33 protein-coding genes are annotated in these 24,485 nt (G+C 69.1%); 22 read left to right on the top strand and 11 right to left on the bottom strand.

Translation table 11 applies throughout. The annotated features are described in order from the left end of the window. Nucleotides 1-181 precede the first annotated feature (181 nt). From rplS to BJP60_RS08455, 4 genes are all read left to right on the top strand, one after another. Nucleotides 182-526, top strand: a complete 345-nt coding sequence (rplS, locus tag BJP60_RS08470; protein WP_203135354.1) for a 50S ribosomal protein L19 — start codon at nucleotides 182-184, stop codon at nucleotides 524-526. A gap of 176 nt (nucleotides 527-702) precedes the next feature. Beyond that, entirely contained in the window at nucleotides 703-1,488 is a 786-nt protein-coding gene (gene lepB, locus BJP60_RS08465; protein ID WP_203135353.1) for a signal peptidase I, read from the top strand. Next, on the top strand, nucleotides 1,488-2,147 hold the full coding sequence (locus BJP60_RS08460) for a ribonuclease HII (RefSeq protein ID WP_203135352.1): 660 nt from the start codon (nucleotides 1,488-1,490) through the stop codon (nucleotides 2,145-2,147). The genes lepB and BJP60_RS08460 overlap by 1 nt, the downstream gene beginning before the upstream one ends. A gap of 44 nt (nucleotides 2,148-2,191) precedes the next feature. Beyond that, a complete protein-coding gene (locus BJP60_RS08455) occupies nucleotides 2,192-2,518 on the top strand; it encodes a DUF2469 domain-containing protein (RefSeq protein ID WP_134745171.1) in 327 nt (108 codons plus the stop codon). 3 nt (nucleotides 2,519-2,521) lie between these two features. On the opposite strand, the gene BJP60_RS08450 is transcribed toward BJP60_RS08455, so the two are convergent. Continuing rightward, entirely contained in the window at nucleotides 2,522-2,824 is a 303-nt protein-coding gene (locus BJP60_RS08450) for a putative quinol monooxygenase (protein WP_203135351.1), read from the bottom strand. A 130-nt stretch (nucleotides 2,825-2,954) separates the two neighbouring features. On the opposite strand from BJP60_RS08450, the gene BJP60_RS08445 reads away from it, so the two are divergent. The 6 genes from BJP60_RS08445 to BJP60_RS08425 all read left to right on the top strand — a co-directional run bounded on the left by BJP60_RS08445 (nucleotide 2,955) and on the right by BJP60_RS08425 (nucleotide 7,325). Next, complete coding sequence (locus BJP60_RS08445; protein WP_203135350.1) at nucleotides 2,955-3,317, top strand: YraN family protein; 363 nt, start codon at nucleotides 2,955-2,957, stop codon at nucleotides 3,315-3,317. Nucleotides 3,318-3,509: 192 nt separating this feature from the next. Further along, nucleotides 3,510-3,929, top strand: coding sequence for a magnesium chelatase domain-containing protein (locus BJP60_RS15260; RefSeq protein WP_238439354.1), 420 nt, complete (start codon nucleotides 3,510-3,512; stop codon nucleotides 3,927-3,929). After that, complete coding sequence (locus tag BJP60_RS08440) at nucleotides 3,842-5,122, top strand: ATP-binding protein (protein ID WP_238439353.1); 1,281 nt, start codon at nucleotides 3,842-3,844, stop codon at nucleotides 5,120-5,122. Before BJP60_RS15260 ends, BJP60_RS08440 begins: the two co-directional genes overlap by 88 nt. A 30-nt stretch (nucleotides 5,123-5,152) precedes the next feature. Then, entirely contained in the window at nucleotides 5,153-5,761 is a 609-nt protein-coding gene (locus tag BJP60_RS08435; RefSeq protein ID WP_203135349.1) for a hypothetical protein, read from the top strand. Nucleotides 5,762-5,784: 23 nt separating this feature from the next. Further along, on the top strand, nucleotides 5,785-5,961 hold the full coding sequence (locus tag BJP60_RS08430) for a hypothetical protein (RefSeq protein WP_203135348.1): 177 nt from the start codon (nucleotides 5,785-5,787) through the stop codon (nucleotides 5,959-5,961). Between the two features lie 299 nt (nucleotides 5,962-6,260). Then, nucleotides 6,261-7,325, top strand: coding sequence for a hypothetical protein (locus BJP60_RS08425; protein WP_203135347.1), 1,065 nt, complete (start codon nucleotides 6,261-6,263; stop codon nucleotides 7,323-7,325). A gap of 2 nt (nucleotides 7,326-7,327) precedes the next feature. Here the strand turns inward: BJP60_RS08425 and BJP60_RS08420 are convergent, their stop codons facing one another. From BJP60_RS08420 to BJP60_RS08390, 7 genes are all read right to left on the bottom strand, one after another. Continuing rightward, the gene (locus tag BJP60_RS08420; RefSeq protein WP_203135346.1) at nucleotides 7,328-7,630 is read right to left on the bottom strand and encodes a hypothetical protein; all 303 of its coding nucleotides are present in this window, start codon (nucleotides 7,628-7,630) and stop codon (nucleotides 7,328-7,330) included. A gap of 358 nt (nucleotides 7,631-7,988) precedes the next feature. After that, nucleotides 7,989-8,336 (bottom strand): hypothetical protein, encoded by a 348-nt coding sequence (locus BJP60_RS08415; protein WP_203135345.1) that lies wholly within the window; start codon nucleotides 8,334-8,336, stop codon nucleotides 7,989-7,991. Beyond that, nucleotides 8,333-8,896 (bottom strand): hypothetical protein, encoded by a 564-nt coding sequence (locus tag BJP60_RS08410; RefSeq protein ID WP_203135344.1) that lies wholly within the window; start codon nucleotides 8,894-8,896, stop codon nucleotides 8,333-8,335. Before BJP60_RS08410 ends, BJP60_RS08415 begins: the two co-directional genes overlap by 4 nt. After that, a complete protein-coding gene (locus BJP60_RS08405) occupies nucleotides 8,893-9,582 on the bottom strand; it encodes a hypothetical protein (protein WP_203135343.1) in 690 nt (229 codons plus the stop codon). The genes BJP60_RS08410 and BJP60_RS08405 overlap by 4 nt, the downstream gene beginning before the upstream one ends. A gap of 62 nt (nucleotides 9,583-9,644) precedes the next feature. Next, entirely contained in the window at nucleotides 9,645-9,986 is a 342-nt protein-coding gene (locus tag BJP60_RS08400; RefSeq protein WP_203135342.1) for a hypothetical protein, read from the bottom strand. A gap of 10 nt (nucleotides 9,987-9,996) precedes the next feature. Further along, complete coding sequence (locus BJP60_RS08395; RefSeq protein ID WP_203135341.1) at nucleotides 9,997-10,407, bottom strand: hypothetical protein; 411 nt, start codon at nucleotides 10,405-10,407, stop codon at nucleotides 9,997-9,999. A gap of 117 nt (nucleotides 10,408-10,524) precedes the next feature. Then, a complete protein-coding gene (locus tag BJP60_RS08390; protein ID WP_203135340.1) occupies nucleotides 10,525-11,364 on the bottom strand; it encodes a hypothetical protein in 840 nt (279 codons plus the stop codon). A gap of 143 nt (nucleotides 11,365-11,507) precedes the next feature. On the opposite strand from BJP60_RS08390, the gene BJP60_RS08385 reads away from it, so the two are divergent. Further along, the gene (locus BJP60_RS08385; RefSeq protein ID WP_203135339.1) at nucleotides 11,508-11,792 is read left to right on the top strand and encodes a hypothetical protein; all 285 of its coding nucleotides are present in this window, start codon (nucleotides 11,508-11,510) and stop codon (nucleotides 11,790-11,792) included. Between the two features lie 129 nt (nucleotides 11,793-11,921). Here BJP60_RS08385 and BJP60_RS08380 read toward each other — a convergent pair whose 3' ends face one another. Beyond that, the gene (locus BJP60_RS08380) at nucleotides 11,922-12,455 is read right to left on the bottom strand and encodes a putative glycolipid-binding domain-containing protein (RefSeq protein WP_203135338.1); all 534 of its coding nucleotides are present in this window, start codon (nucleotides 12,453-12,455) and stop codon (nucleotides 11,922-11,924) included. A gap of 91 nt (nucleotides 12,456-12,546) precedes the next feature. Between BJP60_RS08380 and BJP60_RS08375 the strand changes: the two genes are divergently transcribed. Further along, nucleotides 12,547-13,452 carry a tyrosine recombinase XerC gene (locus tag BJP60_RS08375; protein ID WP_203135337.1) on the top strand — a complete coding sequence of 302 codons (906 nt, stop codon included), beginning with the start codon at nucleotides 12,547-12,549 and terminating at the stop codon, nucleotides 13,450-13,452. 10 nt (nucleotides 13,453-13,462) lie between these two features. Here BJP60_RS08375 and BJP60_RS15255 read toward each other — a convergent pair whose 3' ends face one another. Beyond that, a complete protein-coding gene (locus BJP60_RS15255) occupies nucleotides 13,463-13,774 on the bottom strand; it encodes a M23 family metallopeptidase (protein ID WP_238439352.1) in 312 nt (103 codons plus the stop codon). A gap of 568 nt (nucleotides 13,775-14,342) precedes the next feature. Between BJP60_RS15255 and rpsB the strand changes: the two genes are divergently transcribed. The 9 genes from rpsB to BJP60_RS08325 all read left to right on the top strand — a co-directional run bounded on the left by rpsB (nucleotide 14,343) and on the right by BJP60_RS08325 (nucleotide 21,204). Beyond that, nucleotides 14,343-15,194, top strand: a complete 852-nt coding sequence (rpsB, locus tag BJP60_RS08365) for a 30S ribosomal protein S2 (RefSeq protein WP_203135336.1) — start codon at nucleotides 14,343-14,345, stop codon at nucleotides 15,192-15,194. 48 nt (nucleotides 15,195-15,242) lie between these two features. Then, nucleotides 15,243-16,070 (top strand): translation elongation factor Ts, encoded by an 828-nt coding sequence (tsf, locus tag BJP60_RS08360; protein ID WP_203135335.1) that lies wholly within the window; start codon nucleotides 15,243-15,245, stop codon nucleotides 16,068-16,070. Between the two features lie 128 nt (nucleotides 16,071-16,198). After that, nucleotides 16,199-16,918 carry a UMP kinase gene (gene pyrH / locus BJP60_RS08355; RefSeq protein WP_203135334.1) on the top strand — a complete coding sequence of 240 codons (720 nt, stop codon included), beginning with the start codon at nucleotides 16,199-16,201 and terminating at the stop codon, nucleotides 16,916-16,918. Between the two features lie 78 nt (nucleotides 16,919-16,996). After that, nucleotides 16,997-17,551, top strand: coding sequence for a ribosome recycling factor (gene frr, locus BJP60_RS08350; RefSeq protein WP_203139130.1), 555 nt, complete (start codon nucleotides 16,997-16,999; stop codon nucleotides 17,549-17,551). Between the two features lie 46 nt (nucleotides 17,552-17,597). Further along, a complete protein-coding gene (locus BJP60_RS08345; RefSeq protein ID WP_203135333.1) occupies nucleotides 17,598-18,728 on the top strand; it encodes a phosphatidate cytidylyltransferase in 1,131 nt (376 codons plus the stop codon). Beyond that, entirely contained in the window at nucleotides 18,725-19,288 is a 564-nt protein-coding gene (locus BJP60_RS08340; RefSeq protein ID WP_203135332.1) for a DivIVA domain-containing protein, read from the top strand. The genes BJP60_RS08345 and BJP60_RS08340 overlap by 4 nt, the downstream gene beginning before the upstream one ends. 68 nt (nucleotides 19,289-19,356) lie before the next feature. Next, the gene (locus tag BJP60_RS08335; RefSeq protein ID WP_238439351.1) at nucleotides 19,357-20,175 is read left to right on the top strand and encodes a transglycosylase SLT domain-containing protein; all 819 of its coding nucleotides are present in this window, start codon (nucleotides 19,357-19,359) and stop codon (nucleotides 20,173-20,175) included. Nucleotides 20,176-20,185: 10 nt separating this feature from the next. Next, nucleotides 20,186-20,470, top strand: a complete 285-nt coding sequence (locus tag BJP60_RS08330) for a hypothetical protein (protein WP_203135331.1) — start codon at nucleotides 20,186-20,188, stop codon at nucleotides 20,468-20,470. 20 nt (nucleotides 20,471-20,490) lie between these two features. Then, entirely contained in the window at nucleotides 20,491-21,204 is a 714-nt protein-coding gene (locus BJP60_RS08325; protein ID WP_203135330.1) for an alpha/beta hydrolase, read from the top strand. A 66-nt stretch (nucleotides 21,205-21,270) separates the two neighbouring features. On the opposite strand, the gene BJP60_RS08320 is transcribed toward BJP60_RS08325, so the two are convergent. Continuing rightward, on the bottom strand, nucleotides 21,271-22,320 hold the full coding sequence (locus BJP60_RS08320) for an AI-2E family transporter (RefSeq protein ID WP_203135329.1): 1,050 nt from the start codon (nucleotides 22,318-22,320) through the stop codon (nucleotides 21,271-21,273). 178 nt (nucleotides 22,321-22,498) lie between these two features. Between BJP60_RS08320 and BJP60_RS08315 the strand changes: the two genes are divergently transcribed. Then, the gene (locus tag BJP60_RS08315; protein WP_203135328.1) at nucleotides 22,499-24,454 is read left to right on the top strand and encodes a glycosyl transferase; all 1,956 of its coding nucleotides are present in this window, start codon (nucleotides 22,499-22,501) and stop codon (nucleotides 24,452-24,454) included. Nucleotides 24,455-24,485: the final 31 nt, after the last annotated feature.

Raw genomic sequence — 24,485 nt, 5'->3', positions numbered from 1 at the left:
TGGCGGCGCGTTCGGGGCATGGCATAATGGATCCTTGTGCCGTGGCCGGTGCAGCTGTCGCTGTGCCCGCTTCGCCGCTCTGCCTCAGGGGAGCCGAGGGTCATCAGACCTCACGACACGCGCAGACATATCCATGAACCCATCGCGGCCGACCTGTGGCAGCCGCAGGAAGTGATCAGACATGCACATCCTCGACGCCGTCGACGCGGCCTCGCTCCGCTCAGACATCCCCGTCTTCGGTCCCGGTGACACCGTCAAGGTGCACGTGAACATCATCGAGGGCAACCGCTCGCGCATCCAGGTGTTCCAGGGCGTCGTCATCGCTCGTCAGGGCGACGGCGTGCGCGAGACCTTCACGGTCCGCAAGATCAGCTTCCAGGTCGGCGTGGAGCGCACCTTCCCGGTGCACTCGCCGGTCATCGACCACATCGAGGTCGTGACCCGCGGTGACGTGCGCCGCGCCAAGCTCTACTACCTGCGCAGCCTGCGCGGCAAGAAGGCCAAGATCAAGGAGAAGCGCGGCTGAGCCCACGCCTCCTCCACGGAACCCCGCGACCGGATGGTCGCGGGGTTCCGTGTTTTCCGGCGTCCCGGGCGGCGAGGACGTCGGCCCTGTCTTCGGCACGCCGTGCATCCTTCGGGCCCGGATATGCGACCCTGGAGGGAGCGCTCCGGGACCGGCGCGCGCAGGAGAAGGAACCGATGAGCACCGATCCCACCGCGTCTGCGGCCCCATCGTTTCGACGCGGACGGCGTGAGGCGGAGCAGGCCGCAGCGGCGTCTCGCCGCTCGCGCGGCTGGGTCGCCTTTCTGCGGGACGTCGTGGTCATCATCGTCATCGCGGTGGTCGTGTCGTTCCTCGTGAAGACCTTCGTCGTCCGGTCGTTCTTCATCCCGTCCGCGTCGATGGAGGACACGCTCATCGTCGACGACCGGATCCTCGTCGACGAGCTGACGCCGGACTGGACCGGCTATTCGCGCGGCGACGTCGTCGTCTTCCGCGATCCGGGCGGATGGCTCGACCCCATGCCGCAGCCGGAGCACACGCCGTTCGAGGCAGCCGTCGACTGGGTGCTGAGCCTCGTCGGGCTGTCCGCGTCCGACTCGGATGACCACCTCGTCAAGCGCATCATCGGTCTGCCGGGCGACCACGTCGTGTGCTGCAACGCGCTCGGGCAGGTGTCGATCAACGGCGTCCCCGTCGACGAGCTCGACTACCTGAAGCTTCCGCCGGGCGACACAGAGGCGTCCGAGGATCCGTTCGACGTCACGGTGCCCGAAGGCTCGCTCTGGGTCATGGGCGACAACCGCGACAGGTCACGGGACTCGCGCTACAACACGGAACAGCCGGGGGAGGGCTTCGTCCCCCTCGACAACGTCGTCGGCAAGGTCTTCCTGCGCACGTGGCCGTTCGACCGCTTCGGCGGGATCGATGGGCGCCACGAGGTCTTCGCGGGCGTGCCCGAGCCGGAGGGGGCCGCGGGCTGATGGCCGTCGCGGTGCCGACGCTGTCGCTCGAGCGCAGGCTGCTGCGGGAGACGCCGCTGGTGTTCGCGTGCGACGAGGTCGGGCGCGGCGCCCTGGCGGGGCCGGTGGCGGTGGGAGCCTCCGTGGTCGACGCCGCCTCCGCACGCCGTCGTGTCCCTGTGGGGCTGCGCGACTCGAAGCTCGTGCCCGAGCCGCGGCGCGCGGAGGTGGCCGAGCGGGCCGCGGGATGGGTGCGCGCCAGCGCCGTCGGCTGGGCCGAGTCCGAGGAGATCGACGAGATCGGCATCATGCGCGCCCTCGGTCTCGCGGCCGTCCGCGCCCTGGCCGCCCTCGAGGAGCTCGGCTTCGCGCCGGCTGCGGGCGTCGTGCTCCTGGACGGCAACCACGACTACATCAATCCCGTCTCCGGGGCGCGGCTGCCCGTGCGTCCCGTGATCAAGGCCGACCGCGACTGCGCGTCGGCGTCCGCGGCGTCGGTGATCGCGAAGGTCGCGCGGGACGCCCGGATGGTCACCCTGCACGACGATCACCCGGCCTACGAGTGGCACAGCAACAAGGGCTACGCGAGCCCGACGCACCGCGCCGCGATCCGCGAGCTCGGGCTGAGCGCGCACCACCGTCGCTCCTGGGCGATCGCGGACGCGCCCACGCTGTTCTGACGCGGTGCGGCCGCGTCGTCCGGCGGTCATAGGATGGTCTCACCATGGATGACGAGGTCTTCGACGACTATGACCGCGAACTCGAGCTGGCGCTCTACCGCGAATACCGAGACGTCGTCTCGCAGTTCCAGTACGTGATCGAGACGGAGCGGCGCTTCTACCTGGCGAACGACGTCAGCGTCGTGCGCCACGACACCGAGCACGACTTCTACTTCGAGCTGACGATGACGGACGTCTGGGTCTGGGACATCTACCGCGCGGACCGCTTCGTGAAGTCGGTGCGCGTGCTGACGTTCAAGGACGTCAACATCGAGGAGCTGTCCCGCCGCGACTTCCAGCTTCCCGAGGAGCTCTCGCTCGACGGCAAGTGACCCTCAGTCGCGCAGCGGCGATCCGGCGACGTCGAATCGGAAGCCGCCGAACTCGCCCGACAGCAGCGGACGGGCGGACGCGATGGACGCCTGCACCTCCGGCAGCGCGAGCGATGCGCGATGCGCGTCGGCGCTCTCCCACAGCTCCATGACGAAGACGGTGTCGGGCTGGTCGTCGGACACCCCGACCTCGTAGAGCAGGCACCCGGCTTCCGCGAGCCGGTCGCTGCGCTGCGTCAGGATCGCGACGAGCTCATCGCGTCGGCCGCTCTCGGTTCCCAGTGTTCCCACGTTCGCGAAGGTCATGGCCGGAGGCTAGCGCGGGCCGTGGACGTCGGCCGCTGAGCCTCGTCCACAGCGACTCGGTCGGCGGACCTTGTTCGGGATCGGCGCGACGAGTGAGCGCCGGCACCCGGCGTCCCGACACGCTCGAGGCATGGCACGCAAGGACGAACTCGGACGGGCGGGAGAGGACCGCGCGGCCTCCTACCTGAGGGGCCGCGGCTACGAGATACTCGATCGCAACTGGCGCTGCCCCGACGGCGAGATCGACATCGTCGCGGCGTGCGGCGACCGGGTGGTCGCGGTGGAGGTGAAGACGCGCAGCGGCATCGCCTACGGGCATCCGTTCAGCGCGATCGACGACATCAAGCTCGCGCGGATGTGGCGGCTCGCGCTCGCCTGGGCCGCCGCGCATCCGGATGCCGTGCGGCGCGGCCGGATGAGCGTGGACGCGATCGCCGTTCTCGGGCGGGATCCCCGCAGCGGCACCCTCGAGCACCTCGAGGGGCTGCGGTGAGGGTCTCGCGGACCTGGGCGGTCGCGCTCACGGGGCTGCGAGGGAGCTCGTCGAGGTCGAGGCCGACATCACGGCGCAGAAGCCGGAGTTCCGCATCATGGGCCTCGGCGACAAGGCGCTCGGCGAGGCGCAGCGGCGGGTCATGAACGCGTGCGAGAACAGCGAGATGCGCCTTCCCGACGGCGCGTCACCGTGAACCTCTCACCCGCGGGGCTTCCCAAGCAGGGCACGTCGTTCGACGTGGCGATCACGGTCGCGTCGCTCGCGATCGACGGCTTCGTCCTGCCGGATTCGCTCGCGCGCACGGTCCACATCGGCGAACTGGGGCTCGACGGCCGGCTGCGCCCCGTGCCGGGCGTCCTGCCGGCCGTCCATGCCGCGGCGAGCCGCGGCTTCAAGCGGTTCGTCGTCCCGCACGCCAACCTCGCCGAGCTGGTGCCGGGGATCGAGGTGCTGGGCGCGGTGTCGCTCGCAGAGGTGGCGCGCTGGCACGGCGCCGACATAGAGGTGCCCGACCTCGAGCCGTGCCGGGCGAGGCGTGGCACGGGCGCACCGGCGATCCGCTCGACCTGGCGGAGATCGTCGGGCAGCCCGCGGCCGTCGAGGCGCTGATCACCGCCGCGGCGGGTGGACACCACCTGCTGACGTCGGGACCACCCGGCGCCGGGAAGACGATGCTCGCGCGCCGGCTCCCCGGCATCCTGCCCCCGCTCGACGACGAGGCGGCGCTCGAGGTGGCGTCGCTGCGCTCGCTGGCGGGCGAGACCGTCGTCGCGCTCGACCGTACGCCGCCGTTCGAGGCGCCGCACCATTCCGCATCGATTGCGGCGCTGGTCGGCGGCGGATCGCGTACGGCCCGGCCGGGCGCGATCGCCCGGGCGAGCCGCGGCGTGCTGTTCGTCGACGAGGCGGCCGAGGCCCCCGCCGGCGTGCTCGACGCGCTGCGCCAGCCGCTCGAGCAGGGGCGCATCGAGATCCACCGTGCGGGCTTCCGCACGGAGTTCCCCGCCCGCTTCCAGCTCGTGCTCGCGACGAACCCGTGTCCGTGCGGCGAATACGGCGTGCGCGGCGGCACGTGCGTCTGCGCACCGAGCGTGGTGCGGCGCTATCTCGCCAAGCTGTCGGGCCCGCTGCTCGACCGGATGGACATCGATCTGCGCCTGCAGAGGGTTGCGTCCTCGCGGATGGACGAGTCGCCCAGCGTGTCGACGGCGCAGGCGCGTGAGCGCGTGGCGGCGGCGCGGGAGCGCGCGGCGCGGAGGCTGTGCGGGACGCCCTGGCGGCTGAACGCCGACGTGCCCGGCGCGTGGCTGCGGCAGGGGCCGCGCCCGGTAGCCCGTGAGGCGCGTCGAGCCGTGGAGGCCGCGCTGCAGCGCGGCGCGATCACGCTGCGCGGGTACGACCGGATCCTGCGGGTGCGCAAGAGCGAGTTTTCTCGCTTTTCCAGTCTCGCGCGTGCTGAGGAAACGATGACGGAGAAGCTGAGCGGGTTTGAACGCTGCGGGGTCTGCCTCGCAATGGTCGAGTCGCCAAGATTGACGGTACGCCGGTCGGTTTTGAGCGACACCGAGCACCCGGCATGGGAGAGTGGTGCCGGAATGGCACCCAACCTGTGCAGAAGGGCAAGAAGGCCCACCGGGGTAAGTCCGTGCGGGCGAGCAGCGAAGGGTTGCCGACGCTCGGTAGGCGATGAGAACGCTACGCGTATGCGAAGTTCCCAGACGCGTGGCAACTCCTCTCGGTGCGCGCGTGAAGAGCGGCTGACTGAACAGCCGATTGATGCGGAGCAAGTCGCGCTGCACTGACTCGAGCGGCGCACGTGCGACGCTCTCCGTATGGATCTCGAAGTTGTGCGTGGGCTCGCGCCATCGGACCGGTGGATCTTCGTTCGTGGGCGTATCGCGACGGAAGCCGTGCATATGGATGCTGCGTTGAGTGGCGTGCATGCTGCTTTGAGGGATCGCCAGGACCGGGAGGCGCTACTCGAGGCGCCGGAGAGTTGGGGCTCCAAGATGCGGGAGTGCAACGCTCGTCTCTCCGCCCGCTCGGTGCCTGCGCCTCTGCACGCAGCGATGGAACATGCGTTGCAGGACGCCGCACTCGCCTGGTACGAGCGGAATCGGTACATGCATGATCTGTTGGTGGACCGCCTGGACGTCGATGACGCTCCTCCGGAGTTGGCGGAAACTCGGGCGGATGATGCTCGCTATCGGCTCCGACTCTCCCGCAAGAAGGATGTTCCCGAGAGCGTTTCAGTGTCGTTCGACGAAGCCGTCGAGTTGGTCTGCAAGCTTGTAGCCGCGACGTGGCGACTGCGCGCTACTCGATACTGCCTGTCCAACCTCTCGAGTGTCTGGCGGAGCATGCTGTTGGGCGCCGTGGAAGGGGAGTGGGACGGCACCGCGAGCTGGGTCTCTTCTTCGGACAGGGACGAAGAGCAGTGACGGCGACCAGTACGATCGCGCTCATGGATGCGATCACTCCTCGGGATCTCGCCAGGGAGCTCGGACACGTCGAGCAGCGTCGTGGAGCGAAGATCCGCAAGTACCTGCGCGCCAAGTATCCCGATCACGTGAAGAACCAACTGTGGGAACTGACTCCCGAGCAGGCTGATGATGTACGGCGACACTTCCGGCGCAGCTGACCTGTTCGATGCCGGCGCGCAGCCGCGGTGCCCGTCCTGCAACGTGATGATGCGGCCCACTGAGCGCGGCGACGAGTGCCCCGAGTGCGGACAGTTCGAGCCCTACGACGAAGTGCAGCCGCCGGCCGCTGATGGTCCCGCGATCGCCGGGTTCTAATGCCCTTCACCGTACGCAGCAGTGTTCGCCAAGTTGTCCACCGTGTGAAGGTGCCAAGTCGAGAGGTGGTGAGCCTCGCCATGACGACAGCTCTCTACGGGATTGCCACCAAGCCGATTCGAGTGAGCGCGGGTAACAAGTAATGGGGCGCCATCAGCGCGAGCTTGCGCTAGTTGCCGAAGCGAATTCAGCAGCGGATCAGTTGAGTGAGAAGCTACTGGGTCGCGCTGACGTCTGGCGCTGGTCCTTGCCGGTGGGCGAGCCGGACGCTCTCGCCCTGCGCGACTACATCGTCAGTACCCCCGAAGCGGTCAAGCGCAACCTGCGTCAGGCTGCCGTGTCATTGTCTCTCTACCGTGGGATGCGCACAGCTCAGGGCTCGGACATGGCGAACAGCGTGCGGCGCTCCGGCACCCCGTGGGGTGATCGGGATTTGGCAGTGCGCGTACGGGAGCGACTCGACGAACTCAACGTCCATCAACTCGCTTTCTTCGCGTCGCTCGGCGCGGCGATTGACGGCCTCGCCGCCATCGCGATTGGAGTGTCCGGAGTCGGTATCCCAGTGATTCGCGCGGATGTGGGAAGCATCTTCGCGCGGCCCTTCGAGCCCACGTGGGACACGAGCGACCGCCTGCGCAGGGCGCTCCGTCAGACTGAAGGCACGCCACTACATGACTTGCAAACTAAGGCCGTGTCTGGATTCCGTGTCGGGCTGAAGGGCGCAGGACCTTCGGGGTGGCTGGACTGGTTGCTTGACCAGCGCAACGCTCTGGTCCACCGCGCGCCTCGGACCGTCTTCACCAACACAGTCGTTGTGAAGGGACGGCACCGGTTCGACGAATTGCCGCCTCGGCGACCTGAACAATCAGACATCGAAGCATTGCGGCGAGCCAGCGATGGCGGGATCCCTGACTTCTACTTGACCGAGGACATGCTGACGACAGCGGAGGGGCTGCTCAACTCGGTAGCCCGAGCAACGGTGGCGAGCTGCGCAGTGTTCTGGTCTGCTTGGGAAAGGCGAGAAGTAGAGCATCCTGATATCGACTGGCGTAAGCAATGGCGCGAGTTCAGTTCCGACCCGAGATTCGAGGGGTACGCCCCGGGGACGTCAGTCCTGAACCCAAAGGGAGGCCAGTTGCATCTGAGCCCGACGCTGCTCCGCCGATTTCAGAACGCGGACATCTTGGACACTCGCCCTCCCGCCTAACCTCACGGGTCAGGGTTGCTTGCCGAAGGCGCCCGCCGACGGACTGCCGAGCGCCAGACGACCGTGTTGAGCGTGCCACGATCGCCATACCACTCGATCATGACCACGCGATCGTTAGACCCACGGGCGACACCTTCGACGCGCTCAGCGGCCTTGTGAGGCCAGGAGATCCACGCCCACACGGGTTGAGGGTCGCGGTGCCATTCGATCGACTGCGGGCCGTACGCCGCCTGTGGGAGGGTGCAGGGAGCGATTGCCGCCATCACCACGTCGAGCATCTGCTCGCTGACCTTCGCACTACCCATGGCCGGATCTCCACTTCTCCGGCCGATATGAGATTACACTTCCGCTTGTCCTGACGCCTCGTCGTGAGATTGTGGCGACGACGGGGTAGGCGATATGCCATAGTCGCAGCTATGAGCGCATGGGTGGACCAGTTCTTCGAGGCGGCACAAACCGCCGCGGGTGGAGTCATCCGGCGGAGCGTGGCTGACGTCGTTCGGCGCGGAGCGCTTCCCGAGATCATTCAGCGGGCAGAAGCTATGGGGTGGCATGTCATCGAGACTGGCGACCAGATAGTCGTGTTGTGCCACCCCGGGGCGATGCGCATCCACTTGTAGCAGATCAACGACGCGTGTCCGTGGTTGGCTTCGCTACCCGACGTCAGTGCTCGCCGCTGTCTTCTTTACGGTCGCTCCGGCGCGAGGTGACGACCAGAACTCCAAGCATGGCCACACAAGCCAACGTAAAGACCATGAACACCCAGACCGCGTCCAGCGGATTCGTCATGACGGGAGCAGGGGCCCGACCAAGCGCCGCGAGGATCGTTTGCGCGATGAGATCAAGCGTACCGAACAAGGTGAACGCGAGAACCACGAGCAAGGCGAGTACCATCCCGTAGAAATTGATGCGCCCGGCCTCAGTCTGCCACTCCAGACGGGCCGCGTCTTTCACCAATTCTGTGAGGGCGCCAAAGAATTGACTGAGCGCACCGGGTTCCTTCTCCGTCACGAGCGCTTACGTCGAATCCGGTCCCGCGAGCCAGCGGATACTAAAGTCGCGGCTAGCACCACGGTCCCCAGGATACCCATCAGGACTGCGGCGGGCGAAAGTAGGGTGCCGGTGCTGAGCGCGACGCCACTCATAACACCCCAAACAAGGGCTAGCATCAGGAGGCCGAACCAGAGCCCTCGATATGTCCTCGAGACGTAGTAGCCGCGCATCGTTTCCCTACCTGTCTCCTGATGCGCCCTCACGGCAATGCTGTCATTACGCGATGGTGAAACCTTGACATGGCGCGCCGCCGATCCCAAGTCGTTGATGTCAGCCTCGACCCACTGGCCGGCACGCATGGCCTGCATGAACAGTAGATGGTTCTCGTTCCACGAATAGTCCGACACAGACTTCCGTATACCCAACATGTCGGAAGCTTCGGGAGAGGGCGAAATCCATCGATATTCGTCATCGAAATGCGAATAGGCGGCGGTTGTGTGCGCATGGCGAAGAAGGTTCTTGCGCTGCTGGCGATCCGCTGACGAGGATTGAACACGGTGATCCGAAATTGTGCTCATTCGGGGGTCTCCTCTCGCTCTTCTTCTTCGGTCAAATTCCACATCAGGATTCCTGCCGACTCAAGCTTCTCCTGTAGCGCCTGCGCACGTAATAGCGCAGCGTCGACGGCGTCTCGTAGTGATCGGAGATCAGTGATGTCCAGAGCGACAGATACCCGCTCCTCGGTGTCGGGTGCGGTCGGAACGTAGGAATCGATCACCAGCGGAAATGTGGGCAAGACCGCGGCGCCCGGCCCGCCTGACCAGTCGATAGGAGTCAAGTCCAGGCCAATCGAAACCTGAGAGACGAACTGACCTCGGGTTTGAGCGGCGTGTAGCGCTCCTGCCGCCATAGAAATAGCAGGCCGTGAGATGAGTCGCCTGGCCTTCTCCCGCAGAGCGCCCTCTTCGTCATCCGGGTACGTGCGTTGGGCAGCCAGGTCTTCGATCGCCTGGCTTCCCGGGCTTCCAGCCCCTAGCCATCCACCGATGTAGCCGAGGATTGCACCGAGCGCTTCATTGATCAGTCGGCGGTTCAGGCTAGGCGCCGCCCCCTGAATAGCCGAAACGAGAGCGTCCCGTCCAAGCAGTGGCTCCCCGAGTGCCTGGATGACTGCCTCGATCTCCTCATCGGGCGCCCCCAGAAAGTGACGAACAGCCAACCATGGATCACGCTGTTGCACAGTAGGACCATCCCCGTTCGACATGACCACAGCATATGGGGAGTCGGCGGGGCATGGACGATGATTGGCGAGCGCGAAGCTTCCTCTTACGCGCCGCGCGGGGGACGGTGCGCGCCACCCGCCTCCGGTTCATCCTCTTCGATTTCCGTGGTCGCCACGTGGAAGCCAGTGAGAACGAACAGTCCGGCCACGCTCGCGCCGAACAGAGCCCAGGCCATCACGGCCGCCACGCCCGCGAGTCCCTCCCTCTGAACTCCGAAGATTGTGAGCGGTAGTCCGACGACCGCGGCCACGGCGGTCGACTGGGCGATTTGCCGGAACAGCCCGGACCGCCTCGCCTTCATCGTCAGGTTGCGTCGCTCCGCGATGAACGCGAGGAGCACGAGCGGGAATACCGCGCTCAAGACTGCGCAGGTCTCTCCAGACATCTCCACCGGCTTACTCCTGCTCAGGGATGTCGGACTGGCGCACGATCCGGATCGGGAAGTCCCGTGTGCCGCGCACCCGCATCCGCAACTCGAACATGTGCGTGATCGCCCGCAGGAACTCGTACGGGTCTACGTCGTGCACGAGGAACTCCGTCGCGGGGATCTCGCCGCCATTCGCCTCCGCGATGCGCGGGTAGACGTCACCCCCATCGAGCATGTCCTCGCGATGGACCGCAATGACGTGAAGCTCGTGCCGCGTCTCGCCCCCGCCGATGTCGAATCCAATGACGGACCACTCGTCGGGATCCAGCCCGACGACATGCTCTGGGGTCTTGCCTGTCATCTTTTCGTCTAGTTGAGCTGTGCCGTTCCAGTCCGGGTAGGTGACCTCGGCGTCACGCCAAATGAAGCCGTCGCTCATGACCCAGGCGCCACATCGTAAACGGCGCGCTCGACGCCCTCTATAGCGGTCTTGATTTCCTTCAAGAGCTTCGTCTGCTCACGCATCTCGTTGAGGATCTGCCGAACGTCGTAGTCGCTAGCCACCGATTGACCTTTCCTTGATTGTGCCGATGAGCCGAATGCTCGCACGAGGCTCCGACATAAGAGCCGCACCACCGGGCCGTTCAGTAGATGAGTCGCTGCTTACCGCGAGAAGGCGGAAGGCCCCGTAGTGCCCGGAGCGCGAGGGCTGCAGCGATGAGGGGTGAGACGTCGGCCCCGTCGATGCCGACGAGCTTCCATCCCTTCCCGTCGTCGAACGTTGATCGGGTCGCTGCAGCGGCAGCCGCGTCCAACGTGGGTCGTTGTGCACCGCGTGGCCCTCCCGGACCTGACGCACGAGCGCTTCGCACGCCAGCGTCAGGTCACGACCCGTGGCTAGTTCCACACGACGCCGGCGCTCGGCATCGCTGATACCTACTTCACGGAGGTCCGGAGTCAGGTCGCCGGTACGGGCCGGATCCAAGACGACCTTGATATGCGCCGTCTCTTCTCGAACCTCGCCGAGCACCCTAGCCACCCACTCGAGGCCGGGACCAGCATCGAGGACTCGTATGCCGACGCGGTTGCCCACGAGCGGAACCATCTCGGTGAGGGTGGTCATCTCGGCATTGAACGTGCAGTCGACGCCGATGACGCGCACGTCCCCGTGCTTGAACGAGTACGCCTCATCCCGCTCCGGCCAGTTCTCCTCAGGCAAATGCCCGGCAGCCCACTGCGACTCGTCGAGGGCGAGAGCTCGATCACCGGAGCGGCCCCACTCGCCGAGACGCTCACGCCGGAACACATCCGGCCGGGCCTGCAGCGCGTTCAACTCGTCAACAATCTTGTCCTCTCGGATCACCGTTCCCAGCGACGGATTGGTCTTCGCCCACACCGCTGATTCGGTCAGCGCATCCTCGCGCGACGCGGACCACTCGGATCCCTGAACACCGCGGGCACGCCGCCGCCCTCGGTCGCCCGCTCGGCGCGGTGCCGGGGCCGGTCACGAGCGCGACCTCGGAGGGCTGTCATCGCCTCATGCGCGAATTCGACGCGACGTGTGTGACGAGTGCGTCGGACGTGCGAGAGCTGATCGGGGAGTGGGACGCGCGGGAGGCGGGACGCCGGGGCGAGGACCGCCCGCGTCCGGAGACGATCCGCGTGCTCGACGGGCTCGGCACCCGCGCGTGGCGCACGCTCGACGACATCGCCCGCCGCTGCGGCATGTCGCTGTCCGAGGTGCAGGCCGAGCTCGGGCTGCTCGAGCTCGATGGCCGGATCGAGTCGTCGCTCGAGGGAGGGCGACTCGGACGGACGGGGTGAGCATGCGACGAGGACGCGGCGACGATGCATGCACCCACACCCGCAACGGCCCACGGATGAGCTCCCCGCGGCCGCCCCCGCCGATGCCTGAGCGCGCGCCGCCTGCGCCGGCGCGTTCGCGTGCGCCGCCTAGGCCGGCTGACGCGTGAACAGACCGGGGTAGTCGAGCACCATCCCGTCGGCGTCGACGAGGATCTCCCGCTCGAAGTCGCTGTCGAGCGACTCGTAGAGGTACCGGTCGGCCGTCAGGCGCGTGTAGCGCTGCGGGTCGGGCAGCACCGCGAGCGAGGGGCTGGCGACATAGGCGGTGACGATCTCGACCTCGCCGCCGACCGGGATATCCAGGCGCCGGATCGGCAGGGTGTTGGTGAACGGGCTGAACGACAGATCGATGTCGACGGCATCGCCCAGGTCGGGCCGCACCATCCGGTTCTCCGTCCACCAGCCCGATGCGTCGTGACGCAGCTCGAGGGAGCGGCCGTCGCCGGTCTCGACCCGCAGCGCGCGGAAGACCCACTCCGCATCCAGCACGGCCTCGTACTCGTAGGTCGTGTCCGCGAGCTCGACCCGAGCGCGCGCCCGCACGGATCCGTGCTGGGTGAGCGAGAGCCGCTCGAGGCTCGGCCCGCGCGTCCCCGACCAGACGTACTCGGTCGTCTCCATTGCGCCATCCTGCCCGCCGCGAGCGATCGCGGCCACGGGTTGACGGGCGGGTCGCGCGCCGGATCGCCCCGGCGCGCGCGAAGCTGGAGACGTGCTGATCTCCCGCGCGACCGAGGCGTTCGCCACGCACCTCGAGAAGGTGCGCCGGCTCTCGCCCGCGACCGTGCGCGCGTATCGCAACGACCTGCGCGGGCTCGTCCAGGTCACGGGGGACATCGAGCTCGCCGACATCGACCTCGAGCACCTGCGCGAGTGGCTGTGGCAGGCGACGAAGCGCGGCGACGAGCGATCCACGGTCGCGCGGCGCACGTCGTCGGCGCGCACCTTCTTCCGCTGGGCGCACGAGGAGGACCTGGTCCCGGTCGACCCCAGCCTGCGCCTCGTGGCCCCCAAGCGCGGCCGCACGCTGCCGCACGTCGCGACGGCCGATGCGCTGCGCGACGTCCTGGACAGGCTCGAGCGCAGGGCGCAGGACGGCGACCCGGTCGCGCTGCGCGACCACGCCGTGCTCGAGGTGCTGTACGGGTCGGGCATCCGCGTGTCCGAGCTATGCGGGCTCGACGTCGACGACGCCGACCTCGACCGCGGCACGGTGCGCGTGCTGGGCAAGGGGGCCAAGGAGCGCGTCGTGCCGTTCGGGGCGCCCGCCCAGCGCGCCCTCGGCGCCTACCTGACGCGCGCCCGACCGGCTCTCGCCGCTCGGGGCAGCGGATCATCCGGACCGGCGCTCTTCCTCGGTATCCGCGGCGGACGGCTGGGCGCCCGCGCCGCGTACGACCTCGTCACCCGCGAGGTGGGCCCCGCCGTGGGCTCGAGCGCCGTCGGGCCGCACACGCTGCGGCACTCGGCCGCGACGCACCTCCTCGACGGCGGCGCCGACCTGCGTGCGGTGCAGGAGTTGCTCGGGCACGCGAGCCTCGGCACCACGCAGATCTACACGCACGTGTCGTCCGAGCGCCTCGCCGCCGCCTACCGGCTCGCCCACCCTCGCGCCTGACCCCGACGCGTCAGCAGCACGGCAGCAGCACCGCGCGCGGCACGCCGCCGAGCAGCAGCAGCGGGTTGACGTACTCGCCGTTCAGCCGCACCCCGAGGTGCAGCGATCCGGGCGCCGCGTGGCCGCCTGCCGCCACCTGACCGACCACGTCGCCGCGCGAGACCGCATCGCCGGGGGAGAGGTCGGACAGCACGGGCTCCAGCGTCGTGACGAGTCCCCCGCCGTGGTCGATCGTGAGCAGCGGCCGGTCGACGACCGTGCCCGAGAACGCGACGGTCCCGGATGCGGGCGCGAGCGCATCCGATCCGACCTCGGCGGCCACGTCCACGCCGCGGTGGCCGGGGCCGTAGGCGTGCGCGGCGCGACGTACGGCGCCACGAGCCGTACGCCGCCCGGCACGGGCCAGATCCAGACCTCCGCCGTCTCGATGCGCGACTCCGGAGCGGGCGCAGCGGCGGCCCCCGCCGGCGCGACCAGCAGGATCGCGCCGGCGCGCAGGGACGTCAGGACGCGGCGGGCCAGGGCACTCATGCCATCAGCGTGCAGCCGCTGGCGCCATATGGCGGCTGGATCCCCCGGCGAGCGAGTCGCGGCGGGGTCGTCCGGGGCTGTGGACGACAGGACGAACGCCGGATGAACGCCGCTCGCCGCGGCGCGGCGAGCGCACCCCGCACTGATACACTGGAGGTCGCATCCCGTGCATCGGGATGACTCCGCGTGCCCAGAGCGACTCCTCGTCTTCGGATGAGCGTCGCGGCATCCACTCCCATCGGTCCCTCCCAGAGGGCGGTAGTGCGCCGGGCACCAGGCTCGCCGGTCGACCAACCGGCAGATCAACCGCAATGGCAGGAACCGGCTCGGCCGTCCTGCCCGAAACAAGGAGAAAGACCATGGCTGTGGTCACCATCCGCCAGCTGCTCGACAGCGGCGTGCACTTCGGACACCAGACCCGTCGGTGGAACCCGAAGGTCAAGCGCTTCATCCTGACGGAGCGCAGCGGCATCCACATCATCGACCTCCAGCAGTCGCTCACCTACATCGACAAGGCGTACGACTTCGTCAAGGAGACCGTCGCCCGCGGCGGCACCGTGCTGTTCGTCGGCACGAAGAAGCAGGCCCAGGAGGTGCTCGCCGAGCAGGCGACGCGCGTCGGCCAGCCCTACGTCAACGAGCGCTGGCTCGGTGGTCTGCTGACCAACTTCCAGACCGTGTCGAAGCGTCTCGCGCGCATGAAGGAGCTCGAGGAGCTCGACTTCGAGGACCCGGCCGGCACCGGCTTCACCAAGAAGGAGCTGCTGCTCAAGAAGCGCGAGCTCGACAAGCTGCACAAGTCGCTGGGCGGCATCCGCAACCTCACCAAGACGCCGTCGGCCCTGTGGGTCGTCGACGCCAAGCGCGAGCACCTCGCGATCGACGAGGCCAAGAAGCTCGGCATCCCCGTCATCGGCATCCTCGACACGAACGTCGACCCCGACGACCTGCAGTACCCGATCCCGGGCAACGACGACGCCATCCGCTCGGTCGGCCTGCTGACGCGCATCATCGCCGACGCCGCGGCCGAGGGCCTGCAGCAGAAGCACAACCCCGAGGGCGACGCCGAGCCGCTGGCCGAGTGGGAGCGCGAGCTCCTCGAGACCCCGGCCGAGACCGAGGTCGCCGAGGCCGAGGCGCCCGCCGCCGAGGCTCCCGCCGAGACCGAGGCTCCGGCCGAGGCCGAGGCCGCCGAAACCACCGAGAAGTAAGTCGTCCGGATCCGATCGGATCCACCGAACCTGAGGAGCCAGCAACCAATGGCCAACTTCACCATCGCCGACATCAAGGCGCTGCGCGAGCAGCTCGGCACGGGCATGGTCGACACCAAGAAGGCGCTCGAGGAGGCCGACGGCGACGTCGAGAAGGCCACCGAGATCCTCCGCCTCAAGGGCGCGAAGGGCAACGCGAAGCGTGCCGACCGCTCCACGAGCGAGGGCCTCGTCGCCGCGCGCGAGCAGGACGGCAAGGTCACGCTGATCGAGCTCGCGTGCGAGACCGACTTCGTGGCGAAGAACGACCGCTTCATCGCGCTGGCCGACAAGGTGGCCGACGCGGCCGCCGCCGTCGGCGCCGACTCGGCCGAGGCCGCGCTGGCCGCCCCCGCGGGCGACCAGACGGTCGACCAGCTGATCTCGGACGAGGCCGCCATCATCGGCGAGAAGGTCGAGCTGCGCCGCGTGCGCACCCTGTCCGGCGACGCCTTCCAGGTGTACCTGCACAAGACCAGCAAGGACCTGCCCCCGCAGGTCGGCGTCGCGGTCGCGTACTCCGGTGCGGACGCCGAGACGGCGCGCAGCATCGCGCAGCACATCTCGTTCGCCAACCCGTCGTACCTCACGCGCGACGAGGTGCCCGAGGCCGAGGTCGAGAAGGAGCGCACGCTCGTCACCGAGCTCACGCGTCAGGAGGGCAAGCCGGAGGCCGCCCTTCCGAAGATCGTCGAGGGTCGCCTGAACGCCTACTTCAAGCAGGTCGCCCTGCTCGACCAGGCGTACGCGAAGGACGACAAGCAGTCGGTGAAGCAGGTGGCCGACGCCGCCGGCATCACCGTCACGGGCTTCGTCCGCTTCAAGGTCGGCGCCTGACAGGCGTCTGAAGGGGCTCGGATCCATCCGGATCCGGGCCCCTTTTCCGCGCGCGGGCGGCCGATCCGACCGCGCGGGGCGGATCCGGCCGTCACCGGTAGCGTAGGAACGCGACGAGAGGAAGACACGTGACCAATGAGAAGACCGGGCGCCGCCGCGTCCTGCTGAAGCTCTCCGGCGAGGCGTTCGGCGCCGGCCAGCTGGGCGTGAATCCGGATGTCGTCAGCCAGATCGCGCGCGAGATCGCAGCGGCCACCGAGAGCGTCGAGATCGCGGTCGTCGTCGGCGGCGGCAACTTCTTCCGCGGCGCGGAGCTGAGCCAGCGCGGGATGGACCGAGGCCGTGCCGACTACATGGGCATGCTCGGCACCGTCATGAACGCCCTCGCCCTGCAGGACTTCCTGGAGCAGGCGGGCGCCGCCACGCGCGTGCAGTCCGCGATCTCCATGACCCAGGTCGCCGAGCCCTATATCCCGCGTCGCGCGCAGCGGCACATGGAGAAGGGGCGCGTCGTGATCTTCGGCGCCGGCGCCGGCCTGCCGTACTTCTCGACCGACACGGTCGCGGCGCAGCGCGCGCTCGAGATCGGCGCCGACGAGGTGCTGGTCGCCAAGAACGGCGTGGACGGCGTCTACACCGCCGACCCCCGCACGGATCCCACCGCGACGAAGCTCGACACCGTCAGCTACGCGGACGCGCTCGTGCAGGGCCTCAAGGTGGTCGACTCGACCGCGTTCAGCCTGTGCATGGACAACCGGATCGACATGCGGGTGTTCGGCATGGAGCCCGCCGGCAACGTCACGAAGGCGCTGCTGGGCGAGAAGATCGGCACGCTCGTCACGACCTGACGCGCGGCGTTGCCCGCCGGCGCGTCGCGGCGGGCACATTAAACTTCCTCTGAGTACCACCTGATGAATGGAGCCACCGTGATCGCGGACGTCCTCGCCGAAGCCACCTCCCGCATGGACCGGGCCGTCGACGCGGCCAAGGAGGACTTCTCGACGGTCCGCACCGGTCGTGCGAACCCGCAGCTGTTCCAGAAGGTCCTCGTCGACTACTACGGCACGCCCACGCCGCTGCAGCAGCTCGCGTCGCTCGCCAACCCCGAGGCCCGCACGCTGATCGTCACGCCGTACGACAAGTCCGCGCTCAAGGCGATCGAGGACGCGATCCGCGACATGCCGAACCTCGGCGCGAACCCGAGCAACGACGGCAACATGATCCGCATCACGATGCCGGAGCTGACCTCCGAGCGCCGCAAGGAGTTCGTCAAGCTCGTCCGCGCGAAGGGCGAGGACGCGAAGGTGCGCATCCGCGGCATCCGACGCCAGATCAAGGACGACCTCGACTCGCTGAAGGACGAGATCGGCGAGGACGACATCGTGCGCGGCGAGAAGGAGCTCGACGCGATCACGAAGGCCCACGTCGACAAGATCGACGAGGCCCTGAAGCACAAAGAGGCAGAGCTTCTCGAGGTCTGATGCCGTGTGTGTCGCTCTTCGCGTCCGAGGCGGGTGAGGGGAAGTCATGACCGAGCCGCAGCCTGATGCGCCCGACGCGGCGGGTCCCGCGCGCGACGGGTCGCCGGCGCGTCCCGCGACGCCCGCGGAGCCGGACTGGCAGAGCCTCGTGACGCCTCCTTCCGCCGAGCCCGCCGCGCCGCCAGAGGTGAAGCACGAGTCGCTCGTGACCCCCGTCGCGCCGCAGGTGGATCAGCCCGCATCCTTCCAGGCGCGCGTGCGCGCCGCCCGCAACGAGTTCGAGATGCACGCGGCGCACGCCCGCGACCAGTTCGACGAGGCGAACGAGCGCATCAAGCAGCGCACGGGGCGCGACCTGTTCGTGGCGATCGCGATCGGTCTCGGCATCGGCGTGCTGACCGTCGCGTCGCTGGTGTTCGTGAAGTGGACGTTCGTGCTGCTCGCGGCCGCCGCGGTCGTGTTCGGCGTGTTCGAGCTCTCACGCGCGCTGCAGGCAGTCGGCCGCAGAGTCGACCTCGTGCCGCAGCTGATCGCCGTTCCGCTGCTGCTCGTGTCGGGCTTCCTGGGCGATCTGTGGCTGCACTGGTCGATGCTGTTCACGGCGATCGCGCTCATCATCGTGTGGCGCCTGCTCGCGCAGATGGCGGCGCAGGACGGGCGGGTGTACGCCGACGTGCTGTCCGACGTCGTGGTCGGCGCCTTCATCACGCTGTACGTGACGTTCCTGGCGAGCCTGGCGCTGGTTCTGCTGCGCGAACCGGGCGGCGAATGGTGGGTGCTCGCGTTCATCATCGTCGTCGTGGTGTCGGACACGGGCGCGTACGCCGCCGGCCTCTCCTTCGGTCGCACGCCCATGGCGCCCCGGATCAGCCCCAAGAAGACGTGGGAGGGCTTCGCGGGCGCCGTGCTCGCGTCGCTCGTCGCGGGTGCGCTGCTCGCCCACTTCATGCTCGGCCTGCCGTGGTGGAGCGGTCTCATCATCGGCGCCGTCATCATGGCGACGGCGACGGTCGGCGACCTCAGCGAGTCCATGGTCAAGCGCGACCTCGGCATCAAGGACATGAGCTCCTGGCTCCCGGGCCACGGGGGCGTGCTCGACCGCCTCGACAGCATCCTGCCCTCGGCGACGGCCGCACTCACCCTTCATCACCTGCTCGTGCCGCTGGGGGCATCATGACCGACGCCGCTGCTCACCGCTCACAGCCGTTCCCGCTCGCGCGCGGCCGCGAGAAGGGATACGACCGTCAGGCGGTCGACGAGTTCCTCGCGCGGGCTCGCGGCACCTTCGAGTCGGGGACGGCGACCCTCGACGCCCGCGCCGTGCGGGAGGCCGCCTTCCCCCTGCGCCGCGGCGGCTACCAGATCGCCGCGGTCGACGCGGCCCTCGGGCGCATCGAGGACGCCTTCGCCGCACGGGAGCGGGAGCGTGCGATCGCGTCGGTCGGCGCCGAGGCCTGGGTCGCCCAGGCTCGGGAGGAGGCGCAGGTGATCCTCGACAGGATGAGCCGCCCGCGGGGGGAGCGCTTCGACCGGGTCGGACCGTTCGCGTACGGCTACGCCCGCGAGGAGGTCGACATCGTCGCGGATCGGCTCACGCGGTACTTCGAGGCGGGTGAGCCGCTGACCGTCGAGCAGGTGCGCGCCGCGGCGTTCCGCCCGGCGCGCGGCGGCTATCGCGAGGAGCAGGTCGACGCCCTGCTCGACGCGGTGGTCGACGTGATGCTGGCCGTGCGCTGACGAAAAATCACGAACAGATCACGTCCGCGGTGGATTCACCGGGAGGCGCGGGTTAGACTCGTCGGACTGTGACTTCGCCCAACGAGACCCGAACCCGAACGGCAGCCCAGCTCACCAGACGTGACGCGCGCGCGTCGAGCACGCGTGCCGCGGCCCCCGCGCCGGCCCGTCTGAGCCGCCGCCGCGGTGCGCTGAACGTGTTCGCCGGCGTCGCCGCGTTCGGGTTCCTGGCGGCCTACCTCGTGCCCACGACGGCCGCTCTGGCCGAGGGAACGCCCGCGTCCACCTACGAGGCCGTGCGGGCCGACGCGCAGATGTACGTCGCGGCCGCGAACCTCGCTCCCGCCGGCAGCCTGCAGTACGGCGGCTACTCGATCGAGCTGCAGGATCAGGCGGACGGCTCGCCGCATCCGAAGGCCTCGCTCGAGGAGTGGGTCGCCTACGCCGAGTCGCAGGGCGTCGAGGTCCCGGAAGGGGTCACGCGCGAGGAGATCCCGACGCTCATCGCGGAGGCGGAGGAGGCCGCGAAGGCGGAGGAGGCCGCTCAGGCCTCCCAGCCCGCTTCGACAGGCGGGGCGACGACGCTGGCATCCCCGTTCTACACGGGCGGCGGCGCTCCCGAGGAGTGGATGCGTGCCGCCGGCATCGCCGAGAGCGACTGGGGCTACGTCGACTACATCGTCTCGCACGAGAGCGGCTGGAATCCCAACGCGACGAACGCCTCGTCCGGGGCCTGCGGTCTGGTCCAGGCGCTTCCGTGCAGCAAGGTGCCCGGCGGCGGCTACAACCCCGTGGCGAACCTGCAGTGGGCGACGGGCTACGCCAGCGGCCGCTACGGCAGCTGGGCGGGGGCCTACGCGTTCTGGACCGCCAACCACTGGTGGTAGGCCGCGCGCCATGCCCCGCTCGAACCGTCGTCGTCGCGATGACCGCGACGACGATCCGCTCGATCGCCTGATCGCGGGCTGGCGGCGCACCGAAGCGCGCCGCGGTCGGGAGTACTCGGTGCAGCCCGTCTCGGGCGCCCGCACCGAGAAGACGTACACGTGCCCCGGCTGCGGCGGCACGATCGGCCTGGGCGTCGCGCATGTCGTCGTCTGGAGCGAGGACGGCGTGCTGGGCGCCGCGGCGGATCTCGCCGCGCGTCGCCACTGGCACACGCACTGCTGGAGGACGGCTTGAAGGCCTCGGAGGGAGACACCATGGAGATCCGCGGCGCGACGCTGCTGCCCGCCCGGCGCGAGGAGATCGAGCTGCACACGAGCGACGGGCTCACGCTCGTCGGCGAGCTCGCGATGCCCGAGGATCGCGATCCGGTCGCGACGCTCGTGACGCTGCATCCTCTGCCCACGCACGGCGGCTTCATGGACTCCCACATCATCCGCAAGGCGGCCGCACGGCTGCCTGCCCTCGCAGACATCGCGGTGCTGCGCTTCAACACCCGCGGCACGACGTCGCCCCGCGGCACGAGCGAGGGCGCGTTCGGGGAGGGCGTGGCCGAGGAGGCGGATGTGGCAGCCGCCATGGACTTCGTCGCCGCACGGAGCCTGCCCGACCCGTGGCTGCTCGGCTGGTCGTTCGGCACCGAGCTCGTGCTCAAGTACGGACGGGCGCATGATGCGCGCGGCGCGATCCTGCTGTCCCCGCCCCTTCACCGCACGACGGAGGAGGAGTTGCGCGCGTGGCACGGCGATCCGCGCCCGCTCGTGGCGCTCATCCCGGAGTTCGACGACTACCTGCGCCCGGCCGAGGCCGCAGAGCGGTTCGCCGCGATCCCGCACATCCGGCTCGTGGACGTCGAAGAGGGCAAGCACCTCTGGGTCGGCGAGAAGCAGACGAGCCGCGTGCTGAGCGAGATCGTCGGCGTCCTGAACCCGCAGGCGCTGCCGCTGCCGACGCAGTGGCCGGACCGCTAGGCGATCTCCCGTCCCGACCCGCTCGGCCGACGGCCGGCGCTGCCCGCTGCCGGTCGAACCACGCGACTAGCGTTCGTTCATCCGGGGGATGACGACCTGGCGGTAGATGATCAGGATGCTCGCTGCGACAGGGATCGCGATGAGCGCGCCGAGCAGGCCGAGCAGCGCGCCGCCCGCCAGCGCGGCGACCACGACGACGCCGCCGGGCACGGACACCGCGCGGCTCATGATGCGCGGGGAGAGCACGTAGGCCTCGATCTGCATGTAGATCAGGTAGTAGATGGCGGCGATCAGCGCGATGGTCGGCGACCCCAGTCCGGGTACGAGGCACGTCAGCGCGATGATCGTCGAGCCCGTGAGCGTGCCCACCAGCGGGATCAGTGAGCCGAGGAAGGCGATCACCGCCAGCACGGCGGGGAACGGCGCCTGGATGATGTTGAGGAAGATCAGGCTCAGCATGCCGTTGATCAGCGCCAGGCTGACCTGCCCCATGACGTAGTAGCCGACGGAGTCTGTGATCTGGTCGCCGAGCGACACGAACATCGGGCGCTTGGACGCGGGCGCGAGCTGGTAGATCGCCCGCTTGAGCGACGGTGTCGAGGCCGTGAAGTAGATGGTCAGGATCAGCACGATGAACGCCCCGAACAGGCCGTTCACCACGCCGAACGTGACGCCGACCAGGCTCTCGCTGATGGTGTCGATGTTGCTGAGCAGCCAGTCCTGCACGGTCGTGAAGACCTGGTCGATCACGTCTTCCTGGAAGTACAGCAGCAGCCATGTCTGGATCTCCTGCTGCCACGTGCCGCGCTCGATGATCGCGCTCACCTCGATCACGAGCTGCCCGATCTGCTCCACCAGCACCGGCAGGATGATCAGCACGATGCCGGTGAACAGGCCCAGCACGGCGACGAGCGTGATGAGCACGGACGCCCAGCGGGGAAGGCGATGCCGCTCGAGCCACGACACGACGGGGTCGAGGCCGAGCGCGATGAAGAGGGCCGTCCCGACGTACAGCAGGATCGTCGAGAGCGTCTGCACGCTCTGCAGCAGGACGATCCCGAGGCCGACGCCGAGGGTCGCGACGAGTGCGACCCGGAACGGATTGTGGATCTTCACGCAGCCTCCTCGGTTCCGTCCGGCGGGACGGAAGTCTGTGAGGTCAGAATAGGGGTCGCCGAGGACGTCGCCGTCGCACGACCTGCGTCTGGGCGACTTTCAGGACCCTTCGCTAGTCTGGAGAGTCGAGTGCCGAGCCCGCGCTGCCGATGAGCGGGCCATGTGAGGAGTCGGATACGTGCGTTTCGTCTGGGCGGTCATCGCCTTCGTGCTCGCGGCCGCGCTGATCGGAGCGGGGATCGCGCAGCGCACGGTCTTCCTGGGACCCGACACCGCGACCTCGCGGATCGAGACCTCCGAGGAGCAGCCCTACACGATGATCGACGCGGACGTGTTCCGTGCGAACGCGGGTACGCAGACGCTCGAGGTGTCCGGGTCCGAGCAGGTCTTCGTCGCCTACGGCCGTACCGCCGACATGGAGGCCTGGCTGTCGGACGCGCCGTTCTCGCGCGTCGCCCTCGACGAGCAGGGCCAGGTCGTGACGGAGTCGGTCGAGGCCGCCGAGCCGACGTGGGAGGGCTCCGAGTACCCCGGCCGCAACCCCGCGGGCGCCGATCTCTGGCTCGAGGAGTTCACGGGCGAGGGCTCGGTCAGCACCCGTCTGCAGCTCGCGGACGGCGTGAGCGTGCTCCTCGCCTCCGACGGCTTCGCGCCCGCGCCGGCCGAGATCTCGATCACGTGGCCGATCTCGAACGCGACGCCGTGGGCGGGCCCCCTGATCGTCCTCGGCGGCCTCCTGCTGCTGCTCGGTGTGATCCTGTGGGTGCTCGGCGTTCGCCACGTGAGGCGTTCGCGCGGTCCCCGCCGGAAGGGCACGGTCCTGCCCCCGACCGAGCCGATCGGGATCGGCTCCCGTCGCCGACGCCCCGCGGTCGCCGCCGCCGAGCCGCGCAAGGAGATCGCGGCGGGGCCGGATGCCGCGGACGCGTCGGAGGGCGACCAGCACGAGGATCAGACGGGGCAGGGCGCTTCGGACACGCCCGCGAAGACCAAGCCCGCTGCGGACGAGTTCGCCGCCGCACCCGGCGCGGACCGGGGGCGCGGGCGACGACGCCGCGGCACCCGCGGGCTGCTCGCGCTGCCGGCGATGGGCCTCAGCCTGGCGTTGCTGACCGGATGCTCGCCCGACGCGTGGCCGCAGTTCTCGGCCTCGCCGACGCCGACCCCGACCTCGACGACGGCCGCACCGGAGGAGGAGCCCGATCCGGCCCTCACCGACACGCAGGCCGCGCGCATCGTGCAGGACATCGCCGAGACCGTCGCCGAGGCCGATGAGCAGCGGGACGCGGAGCTCGCGGCCACGCGCCTCGACGGCATCGCGCTGCAGATGCGCGAGGTGAACTACACGATCCGCGGCGAGGTCGAGGACTACGCGACGCCGCTGCCGATCCCCGGCGAGAACGTGCGCATCCTGCTGCCGCAGGCGGTCGACGACTGGCCGCGCTCGGCGATGCTCGTCGTGGAGGGGGAGACCGCCGAGGGGGAGCAGCAGGCTCCGCCCACCATCATGAACATCTCGCAGGCCGATCCGTGGTCGAACTACAAGATCACGACGGTCGCGAGCCTCGAGGCCGCGGTGCAGATCCCGGATCTGGCGCCGTGGTACTTCGGCGCGCGGCTCGTGCCGCCGGACTCGTCGTTCCTGTCCATCCCGCCGTCGCAGCTTGCCGCGGCCTACGCGGACACGCTCGCCAACGGCGAGGCGAGCGAGTACGCGACACTCTTCGACCTGGAGAGCGACGCCTTCCGCGTCGCGCTCGAGGAGGCGCGCGCCCAGACGCAGGCGTCGTTCAACGAGACCGCCGCGGAGACGGGCGAGATGACGTTCGATCAGGGCCCCGGGTCGTCGGATCCGACGGCTCTCGCGACGCTCGAGAGCGGCGCCCTGGTCGCCGTCACGGTCGACACCTCCATCGTGACCCGGCCCGCCGGCGAGGACATCGTCGTGAAGTTCCCGGACAACCAGGCCGTCGTCGCGCTCGTGGGCGAGGAGAACTCGACGACCGGCGTGCAGGAGACCGCGACGAACCAGCTGTTCTTCTCGGTGCCGGCACAGGGCTCGAGCGAGAAGATCCGCCTGCTCGGCTACTCGTCGGGGATCAGCTCCGCGTCCCTGCTCGAGGAAGGCGAGTGACCTGCTCGCCGTTGCATCAACCGGATCCTTC

The sequence above is a fragment of the Microbacterium sp. JZ31 genome (assembly GCF_016805985.1).
In the GTDB taxonomy this organism is placed as follows: Bacteria; Actinomycetota; Actinomycetes; order Actinomycetales; family Microbacteriaceae; genus Microbacterium.
The sequence above is the reverse complement of the archived record's forward strand: the minus strand, read 5'-3'. Positions and strand labels throughout refer to the sequence as shown.

Excerpts from the sequence above, each read along its gene's own strand:
- BJP60_RS08380 (WP_203135338.1), bottom strand. The coding sequence starts at position 12,455 with ATGGAGACGACCGAGTACGTCTGGTCGGGGACGCGCGGGCCGAGCCTC.
- rpsB (WP_203135336.1), top strand. The coding sequence starts at position 14,343 with ATGGCTGTGGTCACCATCCGCCAGCTGCTCGACAGCGGCGTGCACTTC.
- BJP60_RS08455 (WP_134745171.1), top strand. The coding sequence starts at position 2,192 with ATGGATGACGAGGTCTTCGACGACTATGACCGCGAACTCGAGCTGGCG.
- BJP60_RS08420 (WP_203135346.1), bottom strand. The coding sequence starts at position 7,630 with ATGGGTAGTGCGAAGGTCAGCGAGCAGATGCTCGACGTGGTGATGGCG.
- BJP60_RS08400 (WP_203135342.1), bottom strand. The coding sequence starts at position 9,986 with ATGTCTGGAGAGACCTGCGCAGTCTTGAGCGCGGTATTCCCGCTCGTG.
- BJP60_RS08325 (WP_203135330.1), top strand. The coding sequence starts at position 20,491 with ATGGAGATCCGCGGCGCGACGCTGCTGCCCGCCCGGCGCGAGGAGATC.
- rplS (WP_203135354.1), top strand. The coding sequence starts at position 182 with ATGCACATCCTCGACGCCGTCGACGCGGCCTCGCTCCGCTCAGACATC.
- BJP60_RS08435 (WP_203135349.1), top strand. The coding sequence starts at position 5,153 with ATGGATCTCGAAGTTGTGCGTGGGCTCGCGCCATCGGACCGGTGGATC.
- BJP60_RS08330 (WP_203135331.1), top strand. The coding sequence starts at position 20,186 with ATGCCCCGCTCGAACCGTCGTCGTCGCGATGACCGCGACGACGATCCG.
- BJP60_RS08345 (WP_203135333.1), top strand. The coding sequence starts at position 17,598 with ATGACCGAGCCGCAGCCTGATGCGCCCGACGCGGCGGGTCCCGCGCGC.
- BJP60_RS08460 (WP_203135352.1), top strand. The coding sequence starts at position 1,488 with ATGGCCGTCGCGGTGCCGACGCTGTCGCTCGAGCGCAGGCTGCTGCGG.
- BJP60_RS08340 (WP_203135332.1), top strand. The coding sequence starts at position 18,725 with ATGACCGACGCCGCTGCTCACCGCTCACAGCCGTTCCCGCTCGCGCGC.
- BJP60_RS08410 (WP_203135344.1), bottom strand. The coding sequence starts at position 8,896 with ATGAGCACAATTTCGGATCACCGTGTTCAATCCTCGTCAGCGGATCGC.
- BJP60_RS08450 (WP_203135351.1), bottom strand. The coding sequence starts at position 2,824 with ATGACCTTCGCGAACGTGGGAACACTGGGAACCGAGAGCGGCCGACGC.
- BJP60_RS08385 (WP_203135339.1), top strand. The coding sequence starts at position 11,508 with ATGCGCGAATTCGACGCGACGTGTGTGACGAGTGCGTCGGACGTGCGA.
- BJP60_RS08445 (WP_203135350.1), top strand. The coding sequence starts at position 2,955 with ATGGCACGCAAGGACGAACTCGGACGGGCGGGAGAGGACCGCGCGGCC.
- BJP60_RS08405 (WP_203135343.1), bottom strand. The coding sequence starts at position 9,582 with ATGTCGAACGGGGATGGTCCTACTGTGCAACAGCGTGATCCATGGTTG.
- BJP60_RS08430 (WP_203135348.1), top strand. The coding sequence starts at position 5,785 with ATGGATGCGATCACTCCTCGGGATCTCGCCAGGGAGCTCGGACACGTC.
- tsf (WP_203135335.1), top strand. The coding sequence starts at position 15,243 with ATGGCCAACTTCACCATCGCCGACATCAAGGCGCTGCGCGAGCAGCTC.
- BJP60_RS08425 (WP_203135347.1), top strand. The coding sequence starts at position 6,261 with ATGGGGCGCCATCAGCGCGAGCTTGCGCTAGTTGCCGAAGCGAATTCA.
- BJP60_RS08395 (WP_203135341.1), bottom strand. The coding sequence starts at position 10,407 with ATGAGCGACGGCTTCATTTGGCGTGACGCCGAGGTCACCTACCCGGAC.
- lepB (WP_203135353.1), top strand. The coding sequence starts at position 703 with ATGAGCACCGATCCCACCGCGTCTGCGGCCCCATCGTTTCGACGCGGA.